The sequence below is a fragment of the uncultured Dysosmobacter sp. genome (genome assembly GCF_947631635.1).
Taxonomy (GTDB): Bacteria; Bacillota; Clostridia; order Oscillospirales; family Oscillospiraceae; genus Oscillibacter.
On record NZ_CANRMB010000010.1, the window covers coordinates 1 to 20,346 of the forward strand.

Here is a 20,346-nt window from a genome sequence, read left to right on the forward strand (position 1 = left end):
ACGCCGGCCACCACGTCCTCGCCCTGGGCGTTGGTCAAAAACTCACCGAACAGCTTCTTCTCGCCGGTGGCGGGGTTGCGGGTGAACGCGACGCCGGTGCCGCAGTCGTCGCCCATGTTGCCGAAGGCCATGGACTGCACGTTGACGGCGGTGCCCCAGGAATAGGGGATGTCGTTGTCGCGGCGGTAGACGTTGGCGCGGGGGTTATCCCAGGAACGGAACACGGCCCGGATAGCGCCCATCAGCTGCTCCTTGGGATCGCTGGGGAACTCGTCGCCGATCTTGCTCTTGTACTCGGCCTTGAACTGGCCAGCCAGCTCCTTCAGGTCCTCGGCGGTCAGCTCCACATCCTGGGTGACGCCGCGGGCCTCCTTCATCTTGTCGATCAGCTGCTCAAAGTACTTTTTGCCCACTTCCATGACGACGTCGGAGTACATCTGGATAAAGCGGCGGTAGCAGTCCCAGGCCCAGCGGGGATTGCCGGACTTCTTGGCCAGCACATCCACCACGGTCTCGTTCAGGCCCAGGTTCAGGATGGTGTCCATCATGCCGGGCATGGAGGCGCGGGCGCCGGAACGGACGGAGACCAGCAGGGGGTTCTCCATATCGCCGAACTTCTTGCCGGTGATGGCCTCCATTTTCTCGATGTACTCCATGATCTCGGCCTGGATGTCGGGATTGATCTGGCGGCCGTCCTCATAGTACTGCGTGCAGGCCTCGGTGGTGATGGTGAAGCCCTGGGGGACGGGCAGGCCGATGTTGGTCATCTCGGCCAGGTTGGCACCCTTGCCGCCCAGAAGCTCGCGCATGTTGGCGTTGCCCTCGGTGAACAGGTAACAATATTTTTTGCTCATTTTCATTCCTCCGTTTTTTGTCGCGGCCCGATGGCAGATAAAACTATCGACCATATTCGGTTAAACGATTAGCTAAATTGACGATAATATTATAATAGGAAGCCCTCTGGAAAACAATACATAAATAGCATAAGAAAAAGGCCAAAATTTCAAAGAATTCCACAAAAGCGTAGCAATTTTATACGAAAACAGCAGACATGGCTATGGGAAAAACACCACGTCCAGGAAAACGATTAAAGAATGAGACCCATCTCCGGGCGGTCATGGACCCGGTGAGAGCCGGTTGATCCGCCGATGGGAAAGAACATGCGGCCAGCTGCGGGGCCGGTTTCTTCTGTCCGCTCTGCCGCCGTGTCCGGCGGCTGCTTCCGTGCTTTCTTCCGTCAAGACGCAGTTTCCCGCTTTCTTTTTCCGGGAAATCGTGATAAAATATCAAAAGATTTGCAAGACCATGGAGAGGAGCGCCGCTATGACCCCATTTGGCCTGCCTGAAAATGACCCCATTTCCACCCGGATCCGGGAGGCCGCCACCCGGGGGACCCTGTCCCACGCCCTGCTGTTCACCGGCAGCGGAGACCGGCTGTCCGCCGCCCGCTACGCCGCTGCGGCCATGGAGTGCGCCGGAGCAGGGGCGCGGCCCTGCGGCGTGTGCCCGGCCTGCCGCAAGGTGCTGGGGGATATCCACCCGGATGTCGTCACCGTGCGGGACGATCAGCACAAAAATATCGCTGTGGACGTGGTGCGGGGAATTCGCGCGGACGCCTATATCCGGCCCAATGAGGGACAGCGGAAGGTCTATCTGTTTCCGGACTGCACCCTGCTGACGGAGCAGGACCAGAACGTCCTTTTGAAGATCGTGGAGGAGGGACCGCCCTACGCGGCATTCCTGTTCTGCGCGGAGAACTCCGCGGTGGTGCTTCAGACGCTGCGCTCCCGCTGTGTGGAGCTGAAGCTGCGTCCGGCGGAGGAGACGGCGGGCGGCGCATCCGAGGCGGGGGAGGCACTCTGCCGGGCCGTCGGAAAGCGGAAGCACGGCGCGGCGGCGGAGCTGTGTGTCCGGCTGGAGAAAAAACGCATTGCCCGGGAGGATCTGTCGGCCATGCTGGAGCGGAGCCGGGCCGCCTTCGCGTCGGCGCTTTTGCTGCTGTACGGCGGCCAACCGGAGGAAAATGACCGGGAAATCGCACCATATCTTGCGAAAAACTTGACAAAAAGCCAAATCATGCGCACAATAGAACTATTGCAGAAGTATCACGGGGAATGCGCCTACAATGTTGGCACCGGCCATGTGCTGGGCGCCCTCGCTGCGGAATTGGAGGGTATCCTTTGACGGAAGTGATCAGCGTCCGCTTTCGGGGCGGATGTAAGAATTATTATTTTGACCCCAAAGGGGTACAGGTGCGAATGGGGGACCAGGTGATCGTGGAGACCGCCCAGGGCCCGGAGTTCGCCACCTGCACGGAGGGCAACCACGAGGTGGCGGATTCCGCCATCGTCAAGCCCCTGTGCGCCATGCTGCGGAAGGCGACGGAGGCCGACTGCCGCACCGTGGAGCAAAACAAGAAAAAAGAGAGAGAGGCCTTTGACATCTGCGAGAGGAAGATCGCGGACCACGGCCTGGAGATGAAGCTGGTGAATGTGTCCGCCAGTTTTGACGGCAATAAGATCGTCTTCTATTTCACCGCCGATGGCCGGGTGGATTTCCGGGAGCTGGTGCGGGACCTGGCGTCTGTGTTCCGGGCCCGGATCGAGCTGCGGCAGATCGGCGTTCGGGACGAGGCCAAGATGATCGGCGGCCTTGGCATCTGCGGCCGTCCCTTCTGCTGCTCCCAGTTTCTGGACGGGTTCATGCCCGTCTCCATCAAGATGGCCAAGACCCAGAATTTGAGCCTGAATCCCACGAAGATCTCCGGCACCTGCGGCCGCCTGATGTGCTGCCTGAAATATGAGCAGAACGCCTATGAGGACGCGGCCAAGCGGATGCCCAAGGTGGAGTCCTTTGTCCAGACGCCGGACGGCCCCGGCAACGTGAAGAGCGTGGACCTGCTGCGGGAGACCATGAAGGTCAGCCTGGACTCCGCCCTGCCAAGCGAGCCGCTGAAGACCTACCGCAGCTGTGAGATCCGCGTTCTGCGCAACGGCAAGGGCAGCCGGGACGGCATCGAGATCCCGGAGCGCCCTGCCCGCTATGTGGAGGAGAAGCCGGAGGAGGAATTTATCACGCCGGTCATCACCGCCACGCCGTTCTATATGGATTCCCATCTGGAGGACGCGCCCATCCGGGAGAAGATGGGCGTAGAGGGCAGCGACAGCGGCAAGCCCCGCCGCCGCCACCGGGGCGGCCGCCGCCGGGGCGGGAAACCCGCCGGTGATCTGGTCAAGCCGGACGCCAAGCAGGCCCAGCCCAAGTCCGGCGAGGAGAAAAAGGGCGGCCAGGGGAGCCAGAAGCCCCGTCCGCCCAAGCAGCAGGGACCCAAACAGCCCCAGCAGCCCAAGCCCGAGACGGCAAAGGCCGCCGAGGGCGGCGACGGCGGAGAGGCCAAGCGCCGCCGCAGGCCCCACCACCGGGGCGGCCGCCGCCGGAACAAAGGCGGCGAGGGCGGCGGTCCCGCGCCCAAGAGCGAATAAGAGAAAGACAACCTGCCGTCCGCATTGCGGGCGGCGGGTTTCTTAAGAAAGAATGCCTATGGAGGACCGTATATTTCTGAAAGGGTACATGAGGGCACATAAAGGTACATGATAATCGGCGCCGCCACGCTTATCGCAGCGGCCATATTCCGGCGGGGATTCCGGCTGGGGACCGGCAGTGAATACCCTTGCCGGGATCAAAAAATGGCGAGGGACTGGCGGAACCTTTTATGGGCCGCCAATGGCGCAGAGATTTTTATTGGGCTGCTCTTCGGGGCCTGCGCCATTTTGTGACGCAATGTTTGATGATAAAGGAGAAGACTTATGGGGAAGTTTACCGGCGTACTGCTTGCCAGCGATTTTGACAACACCATTGTGGATACAGCCTCCTCATTCCGGGGCGGGGCCGATATGCCTGCGCCATCTGCAAGAACGCTGGAAGCGCTGGATTACTTTATGAAACATGGCGGGCGGTTTACCGTGGCCACCGGCCGGGCGCTGGCCTCCTTTATCCGGCTGGCGGACAGCGTTCCGATGAACGCACCGGCTGTTCTGTGCAATGGCGCGGCATTGTACGACTTTGCTGCCGGAGAGTATCTGGATACCAATTTCCTGGACGAAGAGGCGCATCAGCGGGTCCAGACGGTCCTGGACCGCTATCCGGCGGTGGCGGTGGAGGCGTACCATATCGGCAATACCATCCACGCGGTCCAGCCCAACGAGATCACCCGGCACCACGAGCACATCACCCATGTCGCGGTGACGGAGTCGCCTTCCCTGCTGGATGTGCCCGCCCCTTTGGGAAAGCTGATGTTTGAGGGCAGCCACGGGGAGTTGGCGGAGATCAAGGAGTACTTGGAGGGACAGGCTTGGTCGGATGCATACGAGTTGATTTTTTCCGACCCCACGCTGCTGGAGATGACGGCCCGAGGCGCCAACAAGGGCGGCATGGTCCGCCGTCTGGCGGCGCGGCTGGGCATTTCCATGGACCATGTGTACTGCGCAGGAGATGAGGGCAACGACATCTCGATGCTGACCGCAGCAGCGGAGGGCTTTGCCCCCGCCAACTGTGCGCCGCTGGTCCGGGAATGCGGCGCTACCATTGTGGCCGACGTCCGGGAGAGCGCCCTGGCGGACATTGTGGGGATTTTGGACAAGCGGTATTCTTAGAACCTGTATTCATAAGCGTTTAACACCGTCTGGGCGGGTCTTTTCCCGCCATACTGCGCTGCTTTTCCTTGAAATACACAAACTTCCTGCGTCAAAGCGCCTTGCCTGCCGGGAAAATCCCTCGTCCACCCGGCATTCCCCGCTTGTGAATACAGGTTCTTAAAAAACGGACCGGCCCTATGATGGGCCGGTCTGCTTTTTGGACGGATAGGGTGTGGGAATGTCTGTCAGCTCCAGGAGATAGTCGGTGCTGACATGGTATAGTCAATTAACTTGAAAAATAGCAAAGCTGTTTTTCAAGCGGGCAATGCCCACCGTGCGCGAAGCGCACGGTTAATGACTATGAAATCCAAATCAAGGCCGCTTTCGCGGCCTGTCACAGCGCATATGCGCTGTGACACTTGAAAAGTGGTTTTACCACTTTTCAAGTTATTTGATTATAAAACCGGGCCAGTGCGCAGAGCACCTGCGGCGGAAGCATCCGCTGGCCGTTTTCATAATAAGCGTATGTTCGCTGTGAAACGCCCACCGCGGCGCCGATCTGCGCCTGTGTCAGATCGTGATCCTCCCGCAGGGCGCGGATTCGCTGAAACATATCATCACCCACAGAGAGCATATAGCAGAAGGAGGGACCTCATTTAGGAGGATAAGGGAGAGAGATATCCGTCAGTCCCAGGAGATAATCCGTGCTGGTATGATAGATGTGCGCAATGGCAATGAGGATATCTAGCGGAAGCGCGTTTACACCGTTCTCATATGCGGAATAGGTCCTGCGGTTGATATGCAGCATATCTGCCAGCTCCTGCTGGGTCCAGTCTCTGTCCTCCCGCAGCGCGCGGATGCGTTCCAGTGTCATGCCATCACCTCACAGCCATCATAGTATGGCATGAATTCTGCCATTGTGCTTTGGCAGAATTTATGGCACAATGATTTGTGAGGTGATGATATGACCAGTTACAGGGAGCTTTCCTTTTATTTATTTGCCGCCATGCAGATGCGGTGGAGGATTTGGAGCGCGGGGAGGCCATCCTGGGGATCCGGCGGTTGACCACGGCCCTGCAAGAGGCGGAGGACCGCGCCACGGAGATGGATATCGTGCCGGAGATCTGCGAGGACCGCCTGGAGGGCGGCCCGGGCAGGACCCGGACGCCCGCTGGCCCCCCTGCGGGAAAAAACCATGGCCTTCCATAAAAAGGACCGCGCCCGGCGCAGCTTTTTTTATTTTCCCCCTTGACAAATTCAAAAGCTGTGTTATTGTACTATTTAGATAATACAAATGAAGCGGGAGGTGTATTCATGAAGTGGCAATTTTCCAACGATGCCCCCATCTATACACAGCTGATCCAGCAGATCAAAGTGGGGATCGTGTCCGGCGGGTTTCCGCCGGGGGAGCGTCTGCCGTCGGTGCGGGACCTGGCCACGGAGGCCGGCGTCAATCCCAACACCATGCAGCGGGCGCTGATGGAATTGGAGCGGGACGGCCTGGTATACAGCCAGCGGACCGCGGGCAGATTTGTGACGGAGGACAAGGCGATGATCGAGACAGCAAAACGCGGTCTGGCGGAACGGCATATCAAGACGTTTCTGGCGGCCATGACCAATTTGGGCTTCCAACGGGAGGAGATTGTGTCCCTGCTGCGGCAGGAGTCGGGAGAGGAGGAGACGGCGCATGTCGGTTCTGGAATGTAAGGACCTCTGCAAAAATTACGGCCACGCTCCGGCGCTGGACCAGGTGAGCCTCGCCGTGGAGCCGGGCCACATCGTGGGCCTGCTGGGCCCCAACGGCAGCGGCAAGACCACCCTCATCAAGCTGGCCAACGGCCTGCTGACGCCCACCAGCGGCGAGATCCTGGTGTGCGGCATGAGGCCGGGGAAGGAGACCCACGCCTGCGTCAGCTATCTGCCGGAGCGGACGGCCATCCCCACCTGGATGTCCACCGCCCAGCTGCTGGACTTTTACGGGGATTTTTACGCCGATTTCCGCCGGGACGCGGCGGAGGAGATGCTGGCCCACCTGAACATCCAGCCCAGGCAGCGCATCAAGCAGATGTCCAAGGGCACCCGGGAGAAGGTGCAGCTCATCATGGTCATGAGCCGGGCAGCCAAGCTCTATCTGCTGGATGAGCCCATCGGCGGCGTGGACCCCGCCACCCGGGATTATATCCTCTCCACCATCATCGGAAACTACAATCCGGAGGCGGCGGTGGTCATCTCCACTCATTTGATCTCCGATGTGGAAAAGGTGCTGGATGAGGTTATCTTTATCAACCAGGGCCGTGTGGTGCTCCAGTCCTCCGTGGACCAGATTCGGGAGGAGAAGGGCATGAGCGTGGATGAGCTGTTCCGGGAGGTGTTCAAATGCTGAGAAAACTGATGAAGCACGAGTTTCGTGCCACAGGGCGGATCATGCTGCCCCTGTTCCTGATCCTGCTGGTGACGGCCTTCGGCGCCAACCTCTCCACCCGGGGCCTGATGAGCACGCAGTACCGCATCCTGGATGTGCTGGGCGGTCTGCTGATAACGGCGTTCTTTGTCGCCATCGTGGGCGTGTGCGTCATGAGCTTTGTTTTGATGGTCCAGCGGTTTTACAAGAATCTTCTGCAGGACGAGGGCTATGTGATGATGACCCTGCCGGTGTCCGTGCACCAGCAGGTGTGGAGCAAGCTCATCGTCTCCTCGGTGTGGTTCATCCTCACCGTTCTGGCGGTGATCTTGGCGGCCTGCATCATGGCCTTCAACGTGAGCTTCCTGGGAGAGTTTTTCCAGGGCCTCCGGGGGCTGTTCCGGGAACTGCGGGAGATCGGCGCGTACTACGCCATCAACGGCACGGCCATCGCGGTGGAGCTGATCGCGCTGACCTTCCTGAGCCTGGTGGCCTTCTGCCTGCAGTTCTACGCCGCCCTGGCGGTGGGCCACAGCTTTGCCAACCACAAAATGGCCTGCTCCGTGGCCTTCTTCTTCGGCTTCCAGTTCGTCCTCCAGTTCCTGGGCGGCACGGGTATCTTCGCTTTCGACGCGCTGAACCTCTTTGATTTTCTGCCCAGCTGGCAGCTGAACGGCATGGCCGCCGTGCACGCGGTGCTGATCTTCTGCATCGTGCTGGTGGTGCTCTATAGCGCGATTTTCTACGCCATCACCACATTCTGCTTGAAAAAGCGCCTGAATCTGGAGTAAACTGTCCATAACGCTTCACGGGCCGGGAGCGTGTCCCGGCCCGTGTATCCTGTTTTGGAGGAACCTATGCCCTTTTTGGAGACTGCATTTGGAAAACTGGTGATGACCTTCGGCACCGCCATGGTGCCGGTGGTGGAGCTGCGGGGGGCCATCCCCATGGGCGTGGCGGCGGGACTGCCGCCCGCCGTGGCCTGCGCCGTGGCGGTCCTGGGCAATCTGCTGCCGGTGCCCCTCATTATGCTGCTGGCCCGCCGGGCGGCGGACTTTCTGCGGGGAACGGCGTTTTTCGGGCCGAAGATCGACTGGCTGGAGCGCCGGGCCCACCTGAAGGGCCGCATCGTGCGGAAATACCGCCTGCTGGGACTGGTGGTCCTGGTGGGAATCCCCCTGCCGGGGACCGGCGCCTGGACCGGCGCGCTGGTGGCCTCCGTGCTGGATATCCGGATGCGCCACGCCCTGCCCGCTATCTTTTTGGGCCTGGTCATCGCGGGGATGCTCATCACTCTTTTGACCATGGGATTGATCCACCTGTTTTGATGGATAGAAAGGAAAAAAGAGAGCCGAAAGGCTCTCTTTTTCACGTCTATCCAAAATCGTGCCTGCCGCCGCAGGAGATGCCCATATCCTCCAGCAGGGACACGATGGCCTCGATCCGGTGAAAGCACGCCGGATCGTCCAGGGAGTCGTCGGCCAGGATCTTTTGGATCGCCCGCAGCGCCCGGCTGCTGGCGTCAGAGGCCAGACAGCGGTAAAATTCCTGTTCGCTCTGCATCATATCACCTCATTGACAGAATAACATATTTTTCAAAAATACGCAAGTGCGTATACGCAGACGCGAAATGATGGATACCATATCCGTGAGGTGATGGATATGGCGGTCAAGGACGCTGTGGCAGCGCGCTTTTCAGCGATTTGCCGCCAGCGCGGCATACGGTATAACGAACTAGCGGTTTGTGCCGGAGTTACGCCGTCTACGGTATACAGCATGATGGACCCTAAGCGCAGAAATGTGTCTATCACAACGATCAAGATATTGTGCGACGGACTGGAGATATCCTTGGAGGAATTTTTCTCCGGCCCGGAGTTTGCAGACCTGGAACAGGAGATCCGATAGAACAAGGACCGTCCATTTGGACGGTCCTTGCTGTTATTCTGCGGAGAACACCTTCCGCCCGGCGCTCCACACCGCCCGGACAGCATCTTTTTGCCGCAGGTAGACGCACCGCTCCAGCCGCTCCGCCGGGGTCAGGGGGTGGGGCTGGGGGAGCCGGCTGTCGTCCAGCACAATGGCGTGGAGGGGATTTCCCGGCGCAAAGCCCGGCTGTTCGCCGAAGAACGCCGCGCCGGAGGAGGTGGCCAGGAACCACGCCTCCGGGACAGTGAGGAAGTCCGTCTCCCAGTTGTCCAGCACCCGGCGGGCCTTGGAGGCCCGGAGGGCGGCGGCGGTCACGTCGAACATACACAGATGGTCGCCTCCGGCGATGTCGCTGCCCAGGGCCACCTTGCCGCCCTCGTTCAGCATCGCCCGCACCGGGGCCACGCCGGAGCAGAGGTTTTGATTGGAGTCCGGGCAGTGGACCATGGTGACGCCTGCGTCCCGCATGGCCTGCCGCTCCCGCTGGTCGGACCAGACGCAGTGGGCCATGACGGTGCGGTCGTTCCACATGCCGTATTTGGCATAGGTCTCCCAGTACTGCCGGCAGTCCGGATGCAGCTCCCGCACCCAGTCCATCTCCGCCCGGTTTTCCGACAGGTGGGACTGCACGGGAAGTCCCCGCTCCGCCGCCAGCCTGCCCAGAAAGGCCATCAGCCCGTCGGTGCAGGAGGGGGTAAACCGGGGCGTCAGCATGGGCTTGATGTGCCGGAGGTCCTGACATTCCTCCAGCCACCGCAGGGTCTCCCCCATGGAGTCCTCCGTGGTCTCCTCCAGCACGCCGGGGAGGGCGTTGCGGTCCATGTTCACCTTGCCCACATAGCCGGTGACGCCCGCCTTTTCCAGCTCCTCCATCAAGATGAGGGTGGCCTGGCGGTGGAGGGAGGAGAACATGCACACCCGGGTGGTGCCGTTCTCCACCAGCTCCCGGGCCAGCCCTTGGTAGATCTCCCGGGCGTAGTCCGGGTCCGCGAACCGGGCCTCGGTGGGGAAGGCGTAGGCGTTCAGCCAGTCCAGCAGGGGCAGGTCCATGCCCATGCCCAGCATGGGATACTGGGGGGCGTGAAGGTGCAGGTCCGCGAAGGACTGGAGGATGAGGGCGTCTCCAAAGTCCTCCACAGGCGCGCCTGCGTATTGCTCCGGCAGAACGGGGAACACGCCGGTGATCCTTCCGTCCTCCGCGATCAGATATCCGTTTTCCGCAACGTCCAGTTTGCCCAGGGCGGGGGCGGACACAATAGTGCCCTTCAAGATCGCAACAGCCATACAAATACCTCATTTCACAGGATTTCGACACAAAAGAAAAGGAGCGCCCGCCCGAACAGAGATCCTCTCCATCGGTCAGACACTCATAGCAGAGCCTTTCGGCGGCTCCGTAGAAACTTTCGCGCCATCCGCACAGCGAAATTATATGAGCCCTTTTCACTTGTATGCCGCTGTCTATACTGTAGCACGGGGAGAGCGGAAAAGCAAGATGCGATTGAAAATGAGGACGGAGATATGATATGGTGGAAAAAAGGGGGGGCGGCGTATGAAGATCTATAACAAGTCCGATTTTTTCCGGGGACTGGGCTGCCTGCTTATTGCCGTGGCTTCGGGAGCCGGCGGCGTATTGCTCCATAAGGGGGTCTACATGCTGATGGCCCTTGCGTGGGCCGGGCAAGCTGTGTTCAACCTGTACCGCGCCATGCATGAAAAGCGGGCGGGGGAGAGCCGGGAGGCCTCTGCCCGGCGCGAAGCCGCGGCCCGGAAACTGTTCGGGAAATGGCGGCTGGCCGTGGAACTGTTCGGAGTGGTTCTGGTCGTGCTCTCCCTTGCATTGGCGGCTGTTTTGCGCGAGAGCGGGATCCCCGTTTTGCTGATGCTGGGGGGATTCCTTTACACGGTCGCCGTCTTGAACTGGATCACAGACGAAATGGAATAAGCTGCGGGATGCAGCGGCGATCAGGACCGGGCGGCGGCAGCCGCCCGGTCTTTGCACCTTCTCCGGGAACGGCGCTTATACTGGCATACGGGCGGTGCTCCGCCCGAACCCAAGAAGAAGGCGTTGATAGTATGCTGCGATCTTTACAGTGGGCGGCGCTGGGCACCGGGTTCACCTTTCTGATGACCACCCTGGGCGCGGCCATGGTGTTTTTCTTCGCCGGGGAGCCGAAGCCCCGGTTCCAACGGGCCATGCTGGGCTTTGCCGCCGGCGTGATGACAGCGGCCTCCGTGTGGAGCCTGCTGCTGCCCGCCATCGACCAGGCGGCGGCGGACGGGAGCTTCCCGGGCTGGCTGCCCGCGGCGGCGGGGATGCTGCTGGGCGTGGTGTTTCTGGCGGCGCTGGACGCACTGCTGCCCTATCTGCGGCGGGAACAGAAGGACGCCGCCTGGAGGCAGAACACCCTGCTGATGACGGCCATCACCCTACATAATGTGCCGGAGGGCATGGCGGTGGGCCTGGCCTTCGCGCTGGCGGCGTCCGGGGAGAACTTTGCCGGAGCGGCGGCGCTGGCCCTGGGCATCGGCATCCAGAATTTCCCGGAGGGCGCCGCCATCTCCCTGCCCCTGCGGCAGGAGGGGCAGTCCCGGCGGAAGGCCTTTGCGGGCGGGATGCTGTCCGGCATCGTGGAGCCTGTGTTCGGCATCCTGGTGGTGCTGGCTGCGGGTTGGGCGCATCCCCTGATGCCCTGGCTGCTGAGCTTTGCCGCCGGGGCGATGCTGTATGTGGTGGTGGAGGAGCTGGTGCCCCAGGCCCACAGCCGGGCGGGCACCTGCGGCTTTGTGGTGGGGTTTCTCATCATGATGGTGCTGGACGTGGCTCTGGGCTGACCACGCGCGGAGAGGACGCTGTCCTCCCTGAAACCGTCCCAGGTAGAGGCAGTCCTGGTGCAGGGGCTCTGGAGATCTGCTGTCCTGAAAAGAACCGGCACGGAGAAAAGTCTCCGTGCCGTCTTTCATTGTCAACCGCTGTGCGCTTTTTCAAGTAAATTGACTATATAGTCAGTCCTTGGGCGGTTCAATCAGCGTGTAATTTCCGGACCGGATCAGGTCCGCAAATGCAAAGGTGTTGGCGGGCAGGGTGTCGGACAGGATGCCGCTGCGGGCGATGTCCGGCGTCTGGTGGCAGTCGGAGCCGGCGGTCTGGATCAGGCCGAACTGCTCGGCGTAGGCCTTGGCCCAGTCGTTGTGGCTGTCATGCCGGGGATGGGCGTTGATGACCTCCACACCGTCCAGATAGCAGGCGATGGCGGGGGTGCACTTCTTCCGGTAGGGGTGGGCCTGGATCAGCAGGGCACCTGCCTCCCGAGCCAGCCTGGAGAACTCCACCACGCTCATTTTCAGATTCCGGGGCATGTCCCGCAGCAGCTCATCGTGCCAGCCATAGAGCAGATAGTCGTTGTCGCACTCGTCAAAGCGCAGTTCTGCGCCCTTGTAGACGCGGATGCCAAGCTCGCCGCAGGCGTCCTCCATCCGGTGGAAGCCGTCCAGAAATTTTTCCAGCAGGCCGTCGGTGCGGGTGAGGTCCAGGTGCAGGTATTCCACCGTGTCCCGGTTGTAGTGGTCGGTGACAGCGATGGCGTCATAGCCCGCTTCCTTGTAAGCTTTGGCCAGGACGGGGGCCTCCAGATGGCCGCATTTGCTGGTGTGGGTGGTGTGGAGATGGGTTTCGATCTTGTACATGGCAAATACGCTCCTTTTCTCAGCTTTCAGCGTCCCAGAAAGGGCGCAAACGTTTTCGATATACAAATACACGAAATCATCCCGCCTGTCAAGAGAGCAGGCGGGATTTTTAAAGCTTTTCAGCGGATCTGGATAGGCAGGCCCGTGAGATAGCGCCGCAGGACGTCAAAGGCGTGGTTGGCGGCCAGGTCCTGGATGCGGTCCCGGCGGCGCTTGCCGAAATCACAGGGGCGGCAGAAGGTGCCGTCCGGCGTCGCCAGACCGATATACACAATGCCCACGGGCACGCCGCGCTCGTCCGGGTCCGGTCCCGCCACGCCGGTGACGGACACGGCGATCTCCGCACCGGTGATGGTCCGGGCGCCCTCCGCCATGGCCCGGGCGGTCTCCTCGGATACCGCGCCACAGGTGTCCAGGATTTCCTGGGGAACGCCCAGTACACGGGCCTTCACGCTGGTCCAATAGCTCACCGCGCCGCCCCGGTAGACGGCGGAGGCGCCGGGGAGAGCGGTGATGCGCTCCGCGATCCGCCCGCCGGTGCAGCTCTCGGCGGTGGCAAAGGTCCTGCCCTGTTTTTTCAGCAGGTCCATGCAGACGTTTTCCAGACCGGGGACGTCGATGCCATACACGACATCGCCCAGGAGAGCGGTGATCTCCTCCACCACCGGAGCCAGCATGGCCTCGGCCTCCTCCCGGCCGGCGGCCTTGGCGGTGGCCCGGAGGCGCACCTCGCTGGGCTTGGCGTAGGTGGCCAGGGAGGGATTTTCCATGTGGGACATCTTTTCCCGCAGCAGCTCCTCCATAGGGCTCTCCCCCAGGCCGAAGGTCATGATGTCGTGGGAGACGATGACCTCGCTGGAAAGGCCCCGGAGATAGGGGAGGGCGTGATCCCTCAGCATGGTCAGCATCTCAAAGGGCGGGCCGGGCAGCATCAGCACATGGATGCCGCCGGTCTCAAAGGCACAGCCCGGAGCGGTGCCCACAGGATTGCCGAATACGGTGCAGTCCTCCGGCAGCTCCGCCTGCTGAACGTTGTTCTCCGGCATGGCCATGTGGACGTTTTTCTCGAAGTAAGCGCGAATGTTGTCCAGAATGTCCTGGTGCAGCACCAGCTTGCGGCCAAAGGCCTCACAGATGGTCTGCTTGGTCAGGTCATCGTAGGTGGGGCCGAGGCCGCCGGTGGTGATGATGATATCCGCCCGGCGGCGGGCGATATCCAGGGCATCCTTCAGACGGGCGGGGTTGTCCCCCACCACGGTGTGCCAAAAGACATTGACGCCTACGGCGGACAGGGCCTGGGAGATGTCCCGGGCGTTGGTGTTGACGATATTGCCCAGCAGCAGTTCCGTGCCCACGGCGATGATCTCAGCGGTGTGTGACATAAAAACCCCTTCCTGCATGAATGATTGGCAGTTGATGGTTGCACAGAAAGCCCCCTGGTTACGGCTTCACCCGCACCCAGGTCTCGCCCTCCAGGGCCTTTGCCACCAGGGCGTCCACATCCAGAGCGGATTCCGCCTTCCGCACGTCCTCCAGGTGGGGGCGGGTGCAGGGATGGCGGGGGGTAAACACGGTGCAGCAGTCCTCGTAGGGCAGGATGGAGGTGTCGTAAGTGCCGATCTCCCGGGCGATGCGGATGATCTCCACCTTGTCCATGCCGATGAGAGGCCGCAGGACGGGCATGGTGGTCACGTCCTCCGTGACGCCCAGGGCCATCATGGTCTGGCTGGCCACCTGGCCCAGGGATTCACCGGTGATCAGGGCCTTGGCTCCGGCCTTTTTCGCCACGGCCTCCGCCAGGCGCATCATGAACCGCCGCATGATGAGGGTGAAATACTCCTCCGGGCAGTTTCTGCGGATCTCCTCCTGGATTTCCGTGAAGGGCACGATGTGGACGATCATGCGGCCGCAGTAGGCCGTCAGCAGATGGGCCAGCTCCAGTACCTTGTTCTGGGCCTGCTGGGAGGTGTAAGGGGGGGAGACGAAGTGGACCATCTCCAACTCCACGCCCCGGCGGGCCATCATCCAGGAGGACACAGGGGAGTCCAGACCGCCGGACAGCAGGGAGACGGCATGGCCGCCCATCCCCACCGGCAGGCCGCCGGCACCGGGGACGGAGGGAGCGTGGACATAGGCGTACTTCTCCCGGATCTCCACATAGACGGTCAGGTCCGGATGGTGGACGTCCACCGCCACATGGGGGAACAGCTCCGCCAGATCGCCGCCCACGGCCTGGCTGATCTGAATGGAGTTCATGGGGAAATTCTTGTCCGCCCGCTTGCTCTCCACCTTGAAGGACCGGGCGGCGGCAAAGGCGTCCGCCAGATAGGTCTTTGCGGTCTCCACGATGGCCTCCATGGTTTTCTCACAGGGGACGGCCCGGGCCACGGAGACGACGCCGAACACCTGCCGGGCGGCGGCATAGGCCGCCTCCATGTCGCAGTTTTCGGTGGTGGGCTCCACGTAGATGGTGCTCTGACGGATATAGACCTGGAAGCTGCCGCAGCTTTTCAGCCGCCGGCGGACATTGGACACCAGCTTGTCCTCAAAGGATCTGCGGTTCAGGCCCTTCAGGACCACCTCGCCCAGCTTCAGCAGCAGCATTTCGTTGTTGTTCATCATGGGAAGTTCCTCCAAATCGGTTATTTCAACATACGAAAGCATGATATCACATTCAGAGCCGAAGGAAAAGTCTGATTTTTGCAAAAAAGTGTCCAGCATCCACTTACCGCGCGCACAGGGCTCCCGCAGTCAAAACAGCTGGGGACCTGTTCCGCCAGCCGCGGCTCCTGGAGCGTACATGGGACCGGCAGGGCGTTTCTGACAGGCAGGCCCCGCTGGTTCCGCTCCCATGCCGCGGCCCATTGTGGGCCGCGGAAACATAAAATATGCGATGTGATATTGATTTTTGCTATCTGATGATGTATTTTGCAGATATAGAAAACTTTGGAACCGTTGCGGCGCAACGGTTTCAGCAATTTTGTTATAAAACAATAAATGTATTCCATAGTTGTACCAAATAATTTGAATGGATTTTACTGGATTTTTTCGGATAAACCTGGAAATTTCCGAAAAAGCAGGGAGAAAATGACAGTCAATTATGAGATACATAATTGTAACAAAACTGGAGGGGCACTATGCAGGAATATGTCGTCAACCGCCCGGATGAGGGGGCCATGGATCGCATTCTGAAACAAAATTTTTACAATGCGGCGGGGGTCATTCTGCGCCTTGCCTGGCAGGCGGGGCTGCTGCGGGACGAGATCCAGCACCTGACCTGGGCGCAGATCGATTTCCTGGACCAGCAGATCCTTCTGCCGGACCGCGCCGTCCCGGTTCCGGATGGATTGGCAGACTGGCTGGCCGGTTTGAGAGACAGCCGTAACCGCCGCTCCGAGGTGGTGGTGCTTTCAGACCGGGACCAGAGGCCCCTGACGCCCCAATCCATCTCCCGGCTGGCCCGGACGGCCCTGGACAAGGAGGGCCAGACCGGCATCCGCCTGATCGACCTGCGCCACGACTTCATCCTGCGGCAGCTGGAGGAGCACGACTGGCAGTACGTCTCCCGCATCACCGGCGTGGAGGCTGCCGCGCTGAACGTCCACTTCGGCGCGCACCTGGAGGAGAAAAGGGTCTCCACCCGCATTCGCCGGGACGAGCCCGCCCAGATCGACGAATTTGCCCTTTGGAAGCTGCTGCAGGCGGAAAAGTCCACCCCGGCAGGGGTGACGCTGTGACTGACATGGCAGCTGGGCCTGCGGCTGGAGGAGATCGTGGCGCTGACCTGGGACCAGGTGGACCTGGAGGGCGAGGCGCTGTGCCTGCCGGACCGGAGGATCGCCCTGACCAGTGGTGTGTATCACGTTTTAAAAGATTGGAAGGCGGCTGGGCCGGGCAGCGGCTTTGTCCTGACCGCGCCCCGCAGCGGCCAGCCCTACGACCGCACCCGCCTGTCCAAGCTGGTCCGGGCGGCGCTGATCCGGGGCGGGCTGGACGACGTGACCCTGCGGGACCTGCGGCTGGACTGCGACATCCGGGTGGGCGGCGAAAACCAGATCGTCTCCGCCCTGCGCCGCAGGCAGTCCATCACCCGGAACGAGGTCATGGACCTGCTGGGCGTGTCCAAGACCACGGCGTACAACCGCCTGAAGCAGATGGTCCGCCGGGGCAAGCTGACCCAGGTGGGCGCGCGGTATTACCTGCACGACGCGGTGGTGCCGCCGGAGCGGCAGGAGGCGGTCATCCTGGAGTATTTGACAAAGGAGGGCTTCGCATATCGGCAGGATATCGCCCGCATCCTGCGGATCGATCCCCGCCAGTGCCGCCCCATTCTGCAGAAGATGGTGGCCCGGGGCCAGATCGTCCAGAAGCGCCAGCGCTACATATTGAAAAAGGAGGCATGAGCCTCCGGAATGCGGCGGCCGCGCCCCTGGCCCGCCGTGTTCTGCTGCTCTGATTGTTACAACTATTTTTCACAAAAATACCGGAAGAACATCCCGTTTATCAATCAAATTACAACTTCGGCGAATCTATAGACAAATAAAACCGGGCTTGGTAAATTGAACCTGCGAAGGCCGAACGGGAGGCCAGCTCCGGCATAGATACGGGGTACGGCTAGCCACTGTATGTGCGCCGGAGACGGCGGGCCGGGCGGCATTCGTAAAATAAGGCGGCTCTTCACCGCCGAATCTTACAAGGAGGAAAAACCATGAAGAAGTTCCTTTCTCTGGTTCTGGCTCTGGTGATGGTCATGTCCCTGGTCACCATCGGCGCCGGCGCCAAGGACTTCACCGACGACAGCAAGATCAACTATGAAGAAGCTGTTGACGTGATGTCCGCCCTGAAGGTTATCGACGGTTATCCCGACGGTTCCTTCGCTCCCCAGGGCAGCCTGACCCGTGGTGCTGCCGCCAAGATCATCTGCAACCTGATCCTTGGCCCCACCACCGCTTCCGCGCTGTCCGCCGACACGGCTCCCTACAAGGATGTCCCTGTCAACCACACCTTTGCCGGTTACATTGCCTACTGCCAGGAGCAGGGCATCATCTCCGGCTACGCTGACGGTTCCTTCCGTCCCGCCGCTACTCTGACGAACTACGCGTTCCTGAAGATGCTGCTGGGCGCTCTGGGCTACAACGCCGAGATCGAGGGCTACGTTGGTGACAACTGGTCCATCGCCGTTGCCAAGCAGGCCCTGCACATCGGCCTGACCAAGGGCTTGGAGGGCGACCTGAACGGCACCGAATACGCCACCCGTGAGCAGGCCTGCCTGTATGCGCTGAACACCCTGAAGGCCACCATGGTGGACTACGAGGCCAAGATCACCGCCAATGTGAACGGCGCTCAGGTCATCGTGGGCAACTCCGTGGCCAACGACGTGAAGTGGAACATCTCCAAGAACACCGACGGCCACATCAAGGACGACGGCTATGTTCAGTTCGCTGAGAAGTACTTCGAGAAGCTGGAGCTGGAGATCGGCAACGGTATGTATGGCCGCCCCGCCAACACCTGGAAGCTGAAGAAGTCTGAGATCGGCACCTACACCTCCATCGATCCCACTCTCGTCTACACCGAGGGCACCAAGAACAAGGACGTGTACAAGGACCTGAGCAAGGACGTTATCGAAGACTATGACTGGACTGCCTTTGTCAACGGCAAGGAAGTCGACGAGGCTGTCACTCCCGTGAAGAACGGCAGCAAGGAGTACATCTACACCGGCGAGGGCACTGTCACCGAGATCTATGTGAACGACGACGACGAGAGCGTCACCGTGGTTGAGATCAACTACTACCTGGGCCAGGTCTCCAAGGTCAAGACCGACGACGACGGCGAGTACATCACCGTCAAGGAGCTGTCCAAGGGCTCCAAGCTGGACGACAAGACCTTCTATGTTGAGGACTATGCTGAGGACGACTATGTGGTCTTCACTGTGGACTATGACGAAGAGGACGAGGACTATGTCATCGGCGAGGTCTGCGAGCCTGAGGTCGTGACCGCCGAGGTCACCCGCGTCGAGAACGACAAGGAAGAGGTCTCCACGGAGAACGGCGGCGTTCACGGCAACACCTATCTGAAGGCTGACGGCTCCAAGTACACCTATACCGATGGCGCGAACTCCTGCAAGACCGACGTTCAGGACCATATGGTCTATGACGTGGAAGATCCCACCGAGCCTGAGCATCCCGAGCTGAACGAGGAGTATGTCCTCTATCTGGATCCCAACGGCTATGTTCTGGGCTTCGAGAAGGCTGAGGCCGACGCCTCCAAGTACCTGTGGGTCAAGGACTCCGACGAGGAGCTGCGCGACTGGATCGCCAAGGTCGTTCTGGACGACGCCACCTCTGCCAAGGTCGAGGTGAAGGATGAGGTCGTTGGCCTGGATGAGAACAACGACGACGAGGACGATGAGATCAAGTGGACCGTCAACAAGGATACCGACGGCAAGAACATGACCAACATCGACGAGCACATCTGGAAGTACACCGTCAATGACAAGGGCGTGTACACCCTGAAGAACGTCGAGACCCTCTTCCTGCCTCACGGCGATGAGGAAACCGACCGTAAGGCCGACTTCGATCCCGATGCGGATGGCGTTAAGGTGAACAACGGCCGCGCCTACATCACCAGCGATGGCACCACCTTCATCGTGGACAACAAGACCATCTTCGTGGATGTGGAGAACGAAAAGGCCTATGTGGGCTACAAGAACGTTCCCAATGTGGATCATGCCGAGCTGGCCTATGTCCTGGACAAGGACGGCAAGAAGGCTGACGTGGTGTTCATCCTGCAGGGCGACGTTTATGACAAGGACTCCACCTACTTCGTGCTGGAGAAGACCGACCGTGAATCCCTGAAGTATGACGGCGACAAGTACTGGGAGTACACCAAGGCCTATGTCAACGGCGAGAAGACCAGCGTGTACGTCTCCTATGACGCCGCGAACAAGACCGTTCTGAAGACCGGCGTTGTCTACAAGGCCACCAAGACCGTTGATGAGCAGTACATCATCGAGCTCAAGGCCGTGACTGACAAGAAGTTCGTCGCCAATGAGGTCGGCCTGGATGCGTTCTGGCTGCTGGATGAGGACGCTGATCCCGTCAAGACTGTCCAGTACGACACCAACGAGGAGACCGTCTTTGTTGTGGTCGAGCAGACCAAGGACAATAAGTGGAAGATCTACGACGGCGATATCAAGGACATCCTGGATGAAGACGATCTGGATGATCCTGACTGCGACTACAGCGCCTGCCTGGTCCAGGTCCTGGAGAATGACGAGGAGACCGCCGAGCTGGTCTACATCTACCTGACCGAGAAGGGCTCTGATAAGGTTGAGATCACCGAGGGCGACGGCACCATTGATGTCACCGTTCAGAAGGGCGACAAGGACGGCGACAAGACCGTCGTCACCCTGGAGAATCCCCTGTATGAGGGCGGAGATGCTAGTGGTTGGAACACCGTGGATGCGGTTGTCACCATTGAGATGACTGTTGACGGTGAGACCTACTCTGAGGTGACCAAGTTTGAAGGTTCCCATACGCTGTCTGACGTCCTGTCTGGCGCCAACACTCCCAAGGTGGGCGTGGCTCCCACCGGCACCCACAAGCTGGTCGTGAGCGCTACCGTCAAGTTTGACGGCTCCTTCAACGACGCTTACACCTTCGTGGGCGAGAGCAACGTTCTGTATTGGTAATCTATTGATTC

The 20,346-nt window shown here is 60.6% G+C and carries 22 protein-coding genes and 1 riboswitch; of the genes, 14 read left to right on the top strand and 8 right to left on the bottom strand.

The genetic code is table 11. The annotated features are described in order from the left end of the window. Window positions 1-854, bottom strand: an 854-nt coding sequence (locus Q0Z71_RS06945) for a PEP/pyruvate-binding domain-containing protein (protein ID WP_298019974.1), incomplete at its 3' end; no start/stop codon positions are given. 469 nt (window positions 855-1,323) lie between these two features. Here Q0Z71_RS06945 and Q0Z71_RS06950 point away from each other — a divergent pair. The 3 genes from Q0Z71_RS06950 (at window position 1,324) to Q0Z71_RS06960 (ending at window position 4,652) form a co-directional block, all read left to right on the top strand. Further along, window positions 1,324-2,184 (top strand): DNA polymerase III subunit delta', encoded by an 861-nt coding sequence (locus Q0Z71_RS06950; RefSeq protein WP_298019977.1) that lies wholly within the window; start codon window positions 1,324-1,326, stop codon window positions 2,182-2,184. Between the two features lie 5 nt (window positions 2,185-2,189). Next, the gene (locus Q0Z71_RS06955; protein ID WP_363316690.1) at window positions 2,190-3,482 is read left to right on the top strand and encodes a stage 0 sporulation family protein; all 1,293 of its coding nucleotides are present in this window, start codon (window positions 2,190-2,192) and stop codon (window positions 3,480-3,482) included. Between the two features lie 324 nt (window positions 3,483-3,806). Continuing rightward, the gene (locus Q0Z71_RS06960) at window positions 3,807-4,652 is read left to right on the top strand and encodes an HAD-IIB family hydrolase (RefSeq protein ID WP_298019984.1); all 846 of its coding nucleotides are present in this window, start codon (window positions 3,807-3,809) and stop codon (window positions 4,650-4,652) included. Between the two features lie 424 nt (window positions 4,653-5,076). Here Q0Z71_RS06960 and Q0Z71_RS06965 read toward each other — a convergent pair whose 3' ends face one another. Together Q0Z71_RS06965 and Q0Z71_RS06970 are read right to left on the bottom strand one after the other, a co-directional pair. Next, window positions 5,077-5,247 (bottom strand): helix-turn-helix transcriptional regulator, encoded by a 171-nt coding sequence (locus tag Q0Z71_RS06965; protein WP_298019987.1) that lies wholly within the window; start codon window positions 5,245-5,247, stop codon window positions 5,077-5,079. A 39-nt stretch (window positions 5,248-5,286) separates the two neighbouring features. Next, window positions 5,287-5,508 carry a helix-turn-helix domain-containing protein gene (locus Q0Z71_RS06970; protein ID WP_298019990.1) on the bottom strand — a complete coding sequence of 74 codons (222 nt, stop codon included), beginning with the start codon at window positions 5,506-5,508 and terminating at the stop codon, window positions 5,287-5,289. A 152-nt stretch (window positions 5,509-5,660) separates the two neighbouring features. On the opposite strand from Q0Z71_RS06970, the gene Q0Z71_RS06975 reads away from it, so the two are divergent. The 5 genes from Q0Z71_RS06975 to Q0Z71_RS06995 all read left to right on the top strand — a co-directional run bounded on the left by Q0Z71_RS06975 (window position 5,661) and on the right by Q0Z71_RS06995 (window position 8,363). Further along, window positions 5,661-5,843 (top strand): hypothetical protein, encoded by a 183-nt coding sequence (locus Q0Z71_RS06975; RefSeq protein ID WP_298019993.1) that lies wholly within the window; start codon window positions 5,661-5,663, stop codon window positions 5,841-5,843. Window positions 5,844-5,948: 105 nt separating this feature from the next. After that, complete coding sequence (locus tag Q0Z71_RS06980) at window positions 5,949-6,341, top strand: GntR family transcriptional regulator (RefSeq protein WP_298019996.1); 393 nt, start codon at window positions 5,949-5,951, stop codon at window positions 6,339-6,341. Continuing rightward, the gene (locus Q0Z71_RS06985) at window positions 6,322-7,017 is read left to right on the top strand and encodes an ABC transporter ATP-binding protein (protein ID WP_298019999.1); all 696 of its coding nucleotides are present in this window, start codon (window positions 6,322-6,324) and stop codon (window positions 7,015-7,017) included. The genes Q0Z71_RS06980 and Q0Z71_RS06985 overlap by 20 nt, the downstream gene beginning before the upstream one ends. After that, a complete protein-coding gene (locus Q0Z71_RS06990) occupies window positions 7,011-7,826 on the top strand; it encodes a hypothetical protein (RefSeq protein WP_298020002.1) in 816 nt (271 codons plus the stop codon). Before Q0Z71_RS06985 ends, Q0Z71_RS06990 begins: the two co-directional genes overlap by 7 nt. Window positions 7,827-7,892: 66 nt before the next feature. Next, window positions 7,893-8,363 carry a small multi-drug export protein gene (locus Q0Z71_RS06995; protein WP_298020005.1) on the top strand — a complete coding sequence of 157 codons (471 nt, stop codon included), beginning with the start codon at window positions 7,893-7,895 and terminating at the stop codon, window positions 8,361-8,363. A gap of 46 nt (window positions 8,364-8,409) precedes the next feature. Here the strand turns inward: Q0Z71_RS06995 and Q0Z71_RS07000 are convergent, their stop codons facing one another. Further along, the gene (locus tag Q0Z71_RS07000; protein WP_298020008.1) at window positions 8,410-8,598 is read right to left on the bottom strand and encodes a hypothetical protein; all 189 of its coding nucleotides are present in this window, start codon (window positions 8,596-8,598) and stop codon (window positions 8,410-8,412) included. 99 nt (window positions 8,599-8,697) lie between these two features. On the opposite strand from Q0Z71_RS07000, the gene Q0Z71_RS07005 reads away from it, so the two are divergent. Continuing rightward, window positions 8,698-8,940, top strand: coding sequence for a helix-turn-helix domain-containing protein (locus Q0Z71_RS07005; protein WP_298020011.1), 243 nt, complete (start codon window positions 8,698-8,700; stop codon window positions 8,938-8,940). 33 nt (window positions 8,941-8,973) lie between these two features. On the opposite strand, the gene Q0Z71_RS07010 is transcribed toward Q0Z71_RS07005, so the two are convergent. Beyond that, window positions 8,974-10,245 (bottom strand): amidohydrolase family protein, encoded by a 1,272-nt coding sequence (locus Q0Z71_RS07010; RefSeq protein ID WP_298020014.1) that lies wholly within the window; start codon window positions 10,243-10,245, stop codon window positions 8,974-8,976. Window positions 10,246-10,311: 66 nt separating this feature from the next. Continuing rightward, a riboswitch (purine riboswitch) is annotated at window positions 10,312-10,414 on the bottom strand. A gap of 96 nt (window positions 10,415-10,510) precedes the next feature. Between Q0Z71_RS07010 and Q0Z71_RS07015 the strand changes: the two genes are divergently transcribed. After that, window positions 10,511-10,903: a hypothetical protein gene (locus Q0Z71_RS07015; RefSeq protein WP_298020018.1), complete on the top strand. Its 393-nt coding sequence runs from the start codon at window positions 10,511-10,513 to the stop codon at window positions 10,901-10,903. A 131-nt stretch (window positions 10,904-11,034) separates the two neighbouring features. Then, window positions 11,035-11,793: a ZIP family metal transporter gene (locus tag Q0Z71_RS07020; RefSeq protein ID WP_298020021.1), complete on the top strand. Its 759-nt coding sequence runs from the start codon at window positions 11,035-11,037 to the stop codon at window positions 11,791-11,793. Between the two features lie 171 nt (window positions 11,794-11,964). Here the strand turns inward: Q0Z71_RS07020 and Q0Z71_RS07025 are convergent, their stop codons facing one another. The 3 genes from Q0Z71_RS07025 to thiI all read right to left on the bottom strand — a co-directional run bounded on the left by Q0Z71_RS07025 (window position 11,965) and on the right by thiI (window position 15,264). Beyond that, window positions 11,965-12,645, bottom strand: a complete 681-nt coding sequence (locus tag Q0Z71_RS07025) for a PHP domain-containing protein (protein WP_298020024.1) — start codon at window positions 12,643-12,645, stop codon at window positions 11,965-11,967. 119 nt (window positions 12,646-12,764) lie between these two features. Beyond that, on the bottom strand, window positions 12,765-14,027 hold the full coding sequence (locus Q0Z71_RS07030; protein WP_298020027.1) for a competence/damage-inducible protein A: 1,263 nt from the start codon (window positions 14,025-14,027) through the stop codon (window positions 12,765-12,767). A 58-nt stretch (window positions 14,028-14,085) separates the two neighbouring features. After that, complete coding sequence (gene thiI, locus Q0Z71_RS07035) at window positions 14,086-15,264, bottom strand: tRNA uracil 4-sulfurtransferase ThiI (RefSeq protein ID WP_298020222.1); 1,179 nt, start codon at window positions 15,262-15,264, stop codon at window positions 14,086-14,088. Window positions 15,265-15,782: 518 nt separating this feature from the next. Here thiI and Q0Z71_RS07040 point away from each other — a divergent pair. The 3 genes from Q0Z71_RS07040 to Q0Z71_RS07050 all read left to right on the top strand — a co-directional run bounded on the left by Q0Z71_RS07040 (window position 15,783) and on the right by Q0Z71_RS07050 (window position 20,335). Then, on the top strand, window positions 15,783-16,382 hold the full coding sequence (locus Q0Z71_RS07040; RefSeq protein ID WP_298020030.1) for a tyrosine-type recombinase/integrase: 600 nt from the start codon (window positions 15,783-15,785) through the stop codon (window positions 16,380-16,382). A gap of 36 nt (window positions 16,383-16,418) precedes the next feature. Next, window positions 16,419-17,048: a DNA glycosylase AlkZ-like family protein gene (locus tag Q0Z71_RS07045; RefSeq protein ID WP_298020033.1), complete on the top strand. Its 630-nt coding sequence runs from the start codon at window positions 16,419-16,421 to the stop codon at window positions 17,046-17,048. A gap of 305 nt (window positions 17,049-17,353) precedes the next feature. Beyond that, window positions 17,354-20,335, top strand: coding sequence for an S-layer homology domain-containing protein (locus Q0Z71_RS07050; protein WP_298020036.1), 2,982 nt, complete (start codon window positions 17,354-17,356; stop codon window positions 20,333-20,335). Window positions 20,336-20,346 lie beyond the last annotated feature (11 nt).

Excerpts from the sequence above, each read along its gene's own strand:
- Q0Z71_RS07010 (WP_298020014.1), bottom strand. The coding sequence starts at position 10,245 with ATGGCTGTTGCGATCTTGAAGGGCACTATTGTGTCCGCCCCCGCCCTG.
- Q0Z71_RS06980 (WP_298019996.1), top strand. The coding sequence starts at position 5,949 with ATGAAGTGGCAATTTTCCAACGATGCCCCCATCTATACACAGCTGATC.
- Q0Z71_RS07005 (WP_298020011.1), top strand. The coding sequence starts at position 8,698 with ATGGCGGTCAAGGACGCTGTGGCAGCGCGCTTTTCAGCGATTTGCCGC.
- Q0Z71_RS07000 (WP_298020008.1), bottom strand. The coding sequence starts at position 8,598 with ATGCAGAGCGAACAGGAATTTTACCGCTGTCTGGCCTCTGACGCCAGC.
- Q0Z71_RS07040 (WP_298020030.1), top strand. The coding sequence starts at position 15,783 with ATGCAGGAATATGTCGTCAACCGCCCGGATGAGGGGGCCATGGATCGC.
- Q0Z71_RS06985 (WP_298019999.1), top strand. The coding sequence starts at position 6,322 with ATGTCGGTTCTGGAATGTAAGGACCTCTGCAAAAATTACGGCCACGCT.
- Q0Z71_RS06995 (WP_298020005.1), top strand. The coding sequence starts at position 7,893 with ATGCCCTTTTTGGAGACTGCATTTGGAAAACTGGTGATGACCTTCGGC.
- thiI (WP_298020222.1), bottom strand. The coding sequence starts at position 15,264 with ATGAACAACAACGAAATGCTGCTGCTGAAGCTGGGCGAGGTGGTCCTG.
- Q0Z71_RS07050 (WP_298020036.1), top strand. The coding sequence starts at position 17,354 with ATGAAGAAGTTCCTTTCTCTGGTTCTGGCTCTGGTGATGGTCATGTCC.
- Q0Z71_RS07015 (WP_298020018.1), top strand. The coding sequence starts at position 10,511 with ATGAAGATCTATAACAAGTCCGATTTTTTCCGGGGACTGGGCTGCCTG.
- Q0Z71_RS07020 (WP_298020021.1), top strand. The coding sequence starts at position 11,035 with ATGCTGCGATCTTTACAGTGGGCGGCGCTGGGCACCGGGTTCACCTTT.
- Q0Z71_RS07030 (WP_298020027.1), bottom strand. The coding sequence starts at position 14,027 with ATGTCACACACCGCTGAGATCATCGCCGTGGGCACGGAACTGCTGCTG.
- Q0Z71_RS06990 (WP_298020002.1), top strand. The coding sequence starts at position 7,011 with ATGCTGAGAAAACTGATGAAGCACGAGTTTCGTGCCACAGGGCGGATC.
- Q0Z71_RS06970 (WP_298019990.1), bottom strand. The coding sequence starts at position 5,508 with ATGACACTGGAACGCATCCGCGCGCTGCGGGAGGACAGAGACTGGACC.
- Q0Z71_RS06960 (WP_298019984.1), top strand. The coding sequence starts at position 3,807 with ATGGGGAAGTTTACCGGCGTACTGCTTGCCAGCGATTTTGACAACACC.
- Q0Z71_RS06965 (WP_298019987.1), bottom strand. The coding sequence starts at position 5,247 with ATGTTTCAGCGAATCCGCGCCCTGCGGGAGGATCACGATCTGACACAG.
- Q0Z71_RS06950 (WP_298019977.1), top strand. The coding sequence starts at position 1,324 with ATGACCCCATTTGGCCTGCCTGAAAATGACCCCATTTCCACCCGGATC.
- Q0Z71_RS07025 (WP_298020024.1), bottom strand. The coding sequence starts at position 12,645 with ATGTACAAGATCGAAACCCATCTCCACACCACCCACACCAGCAAATGC.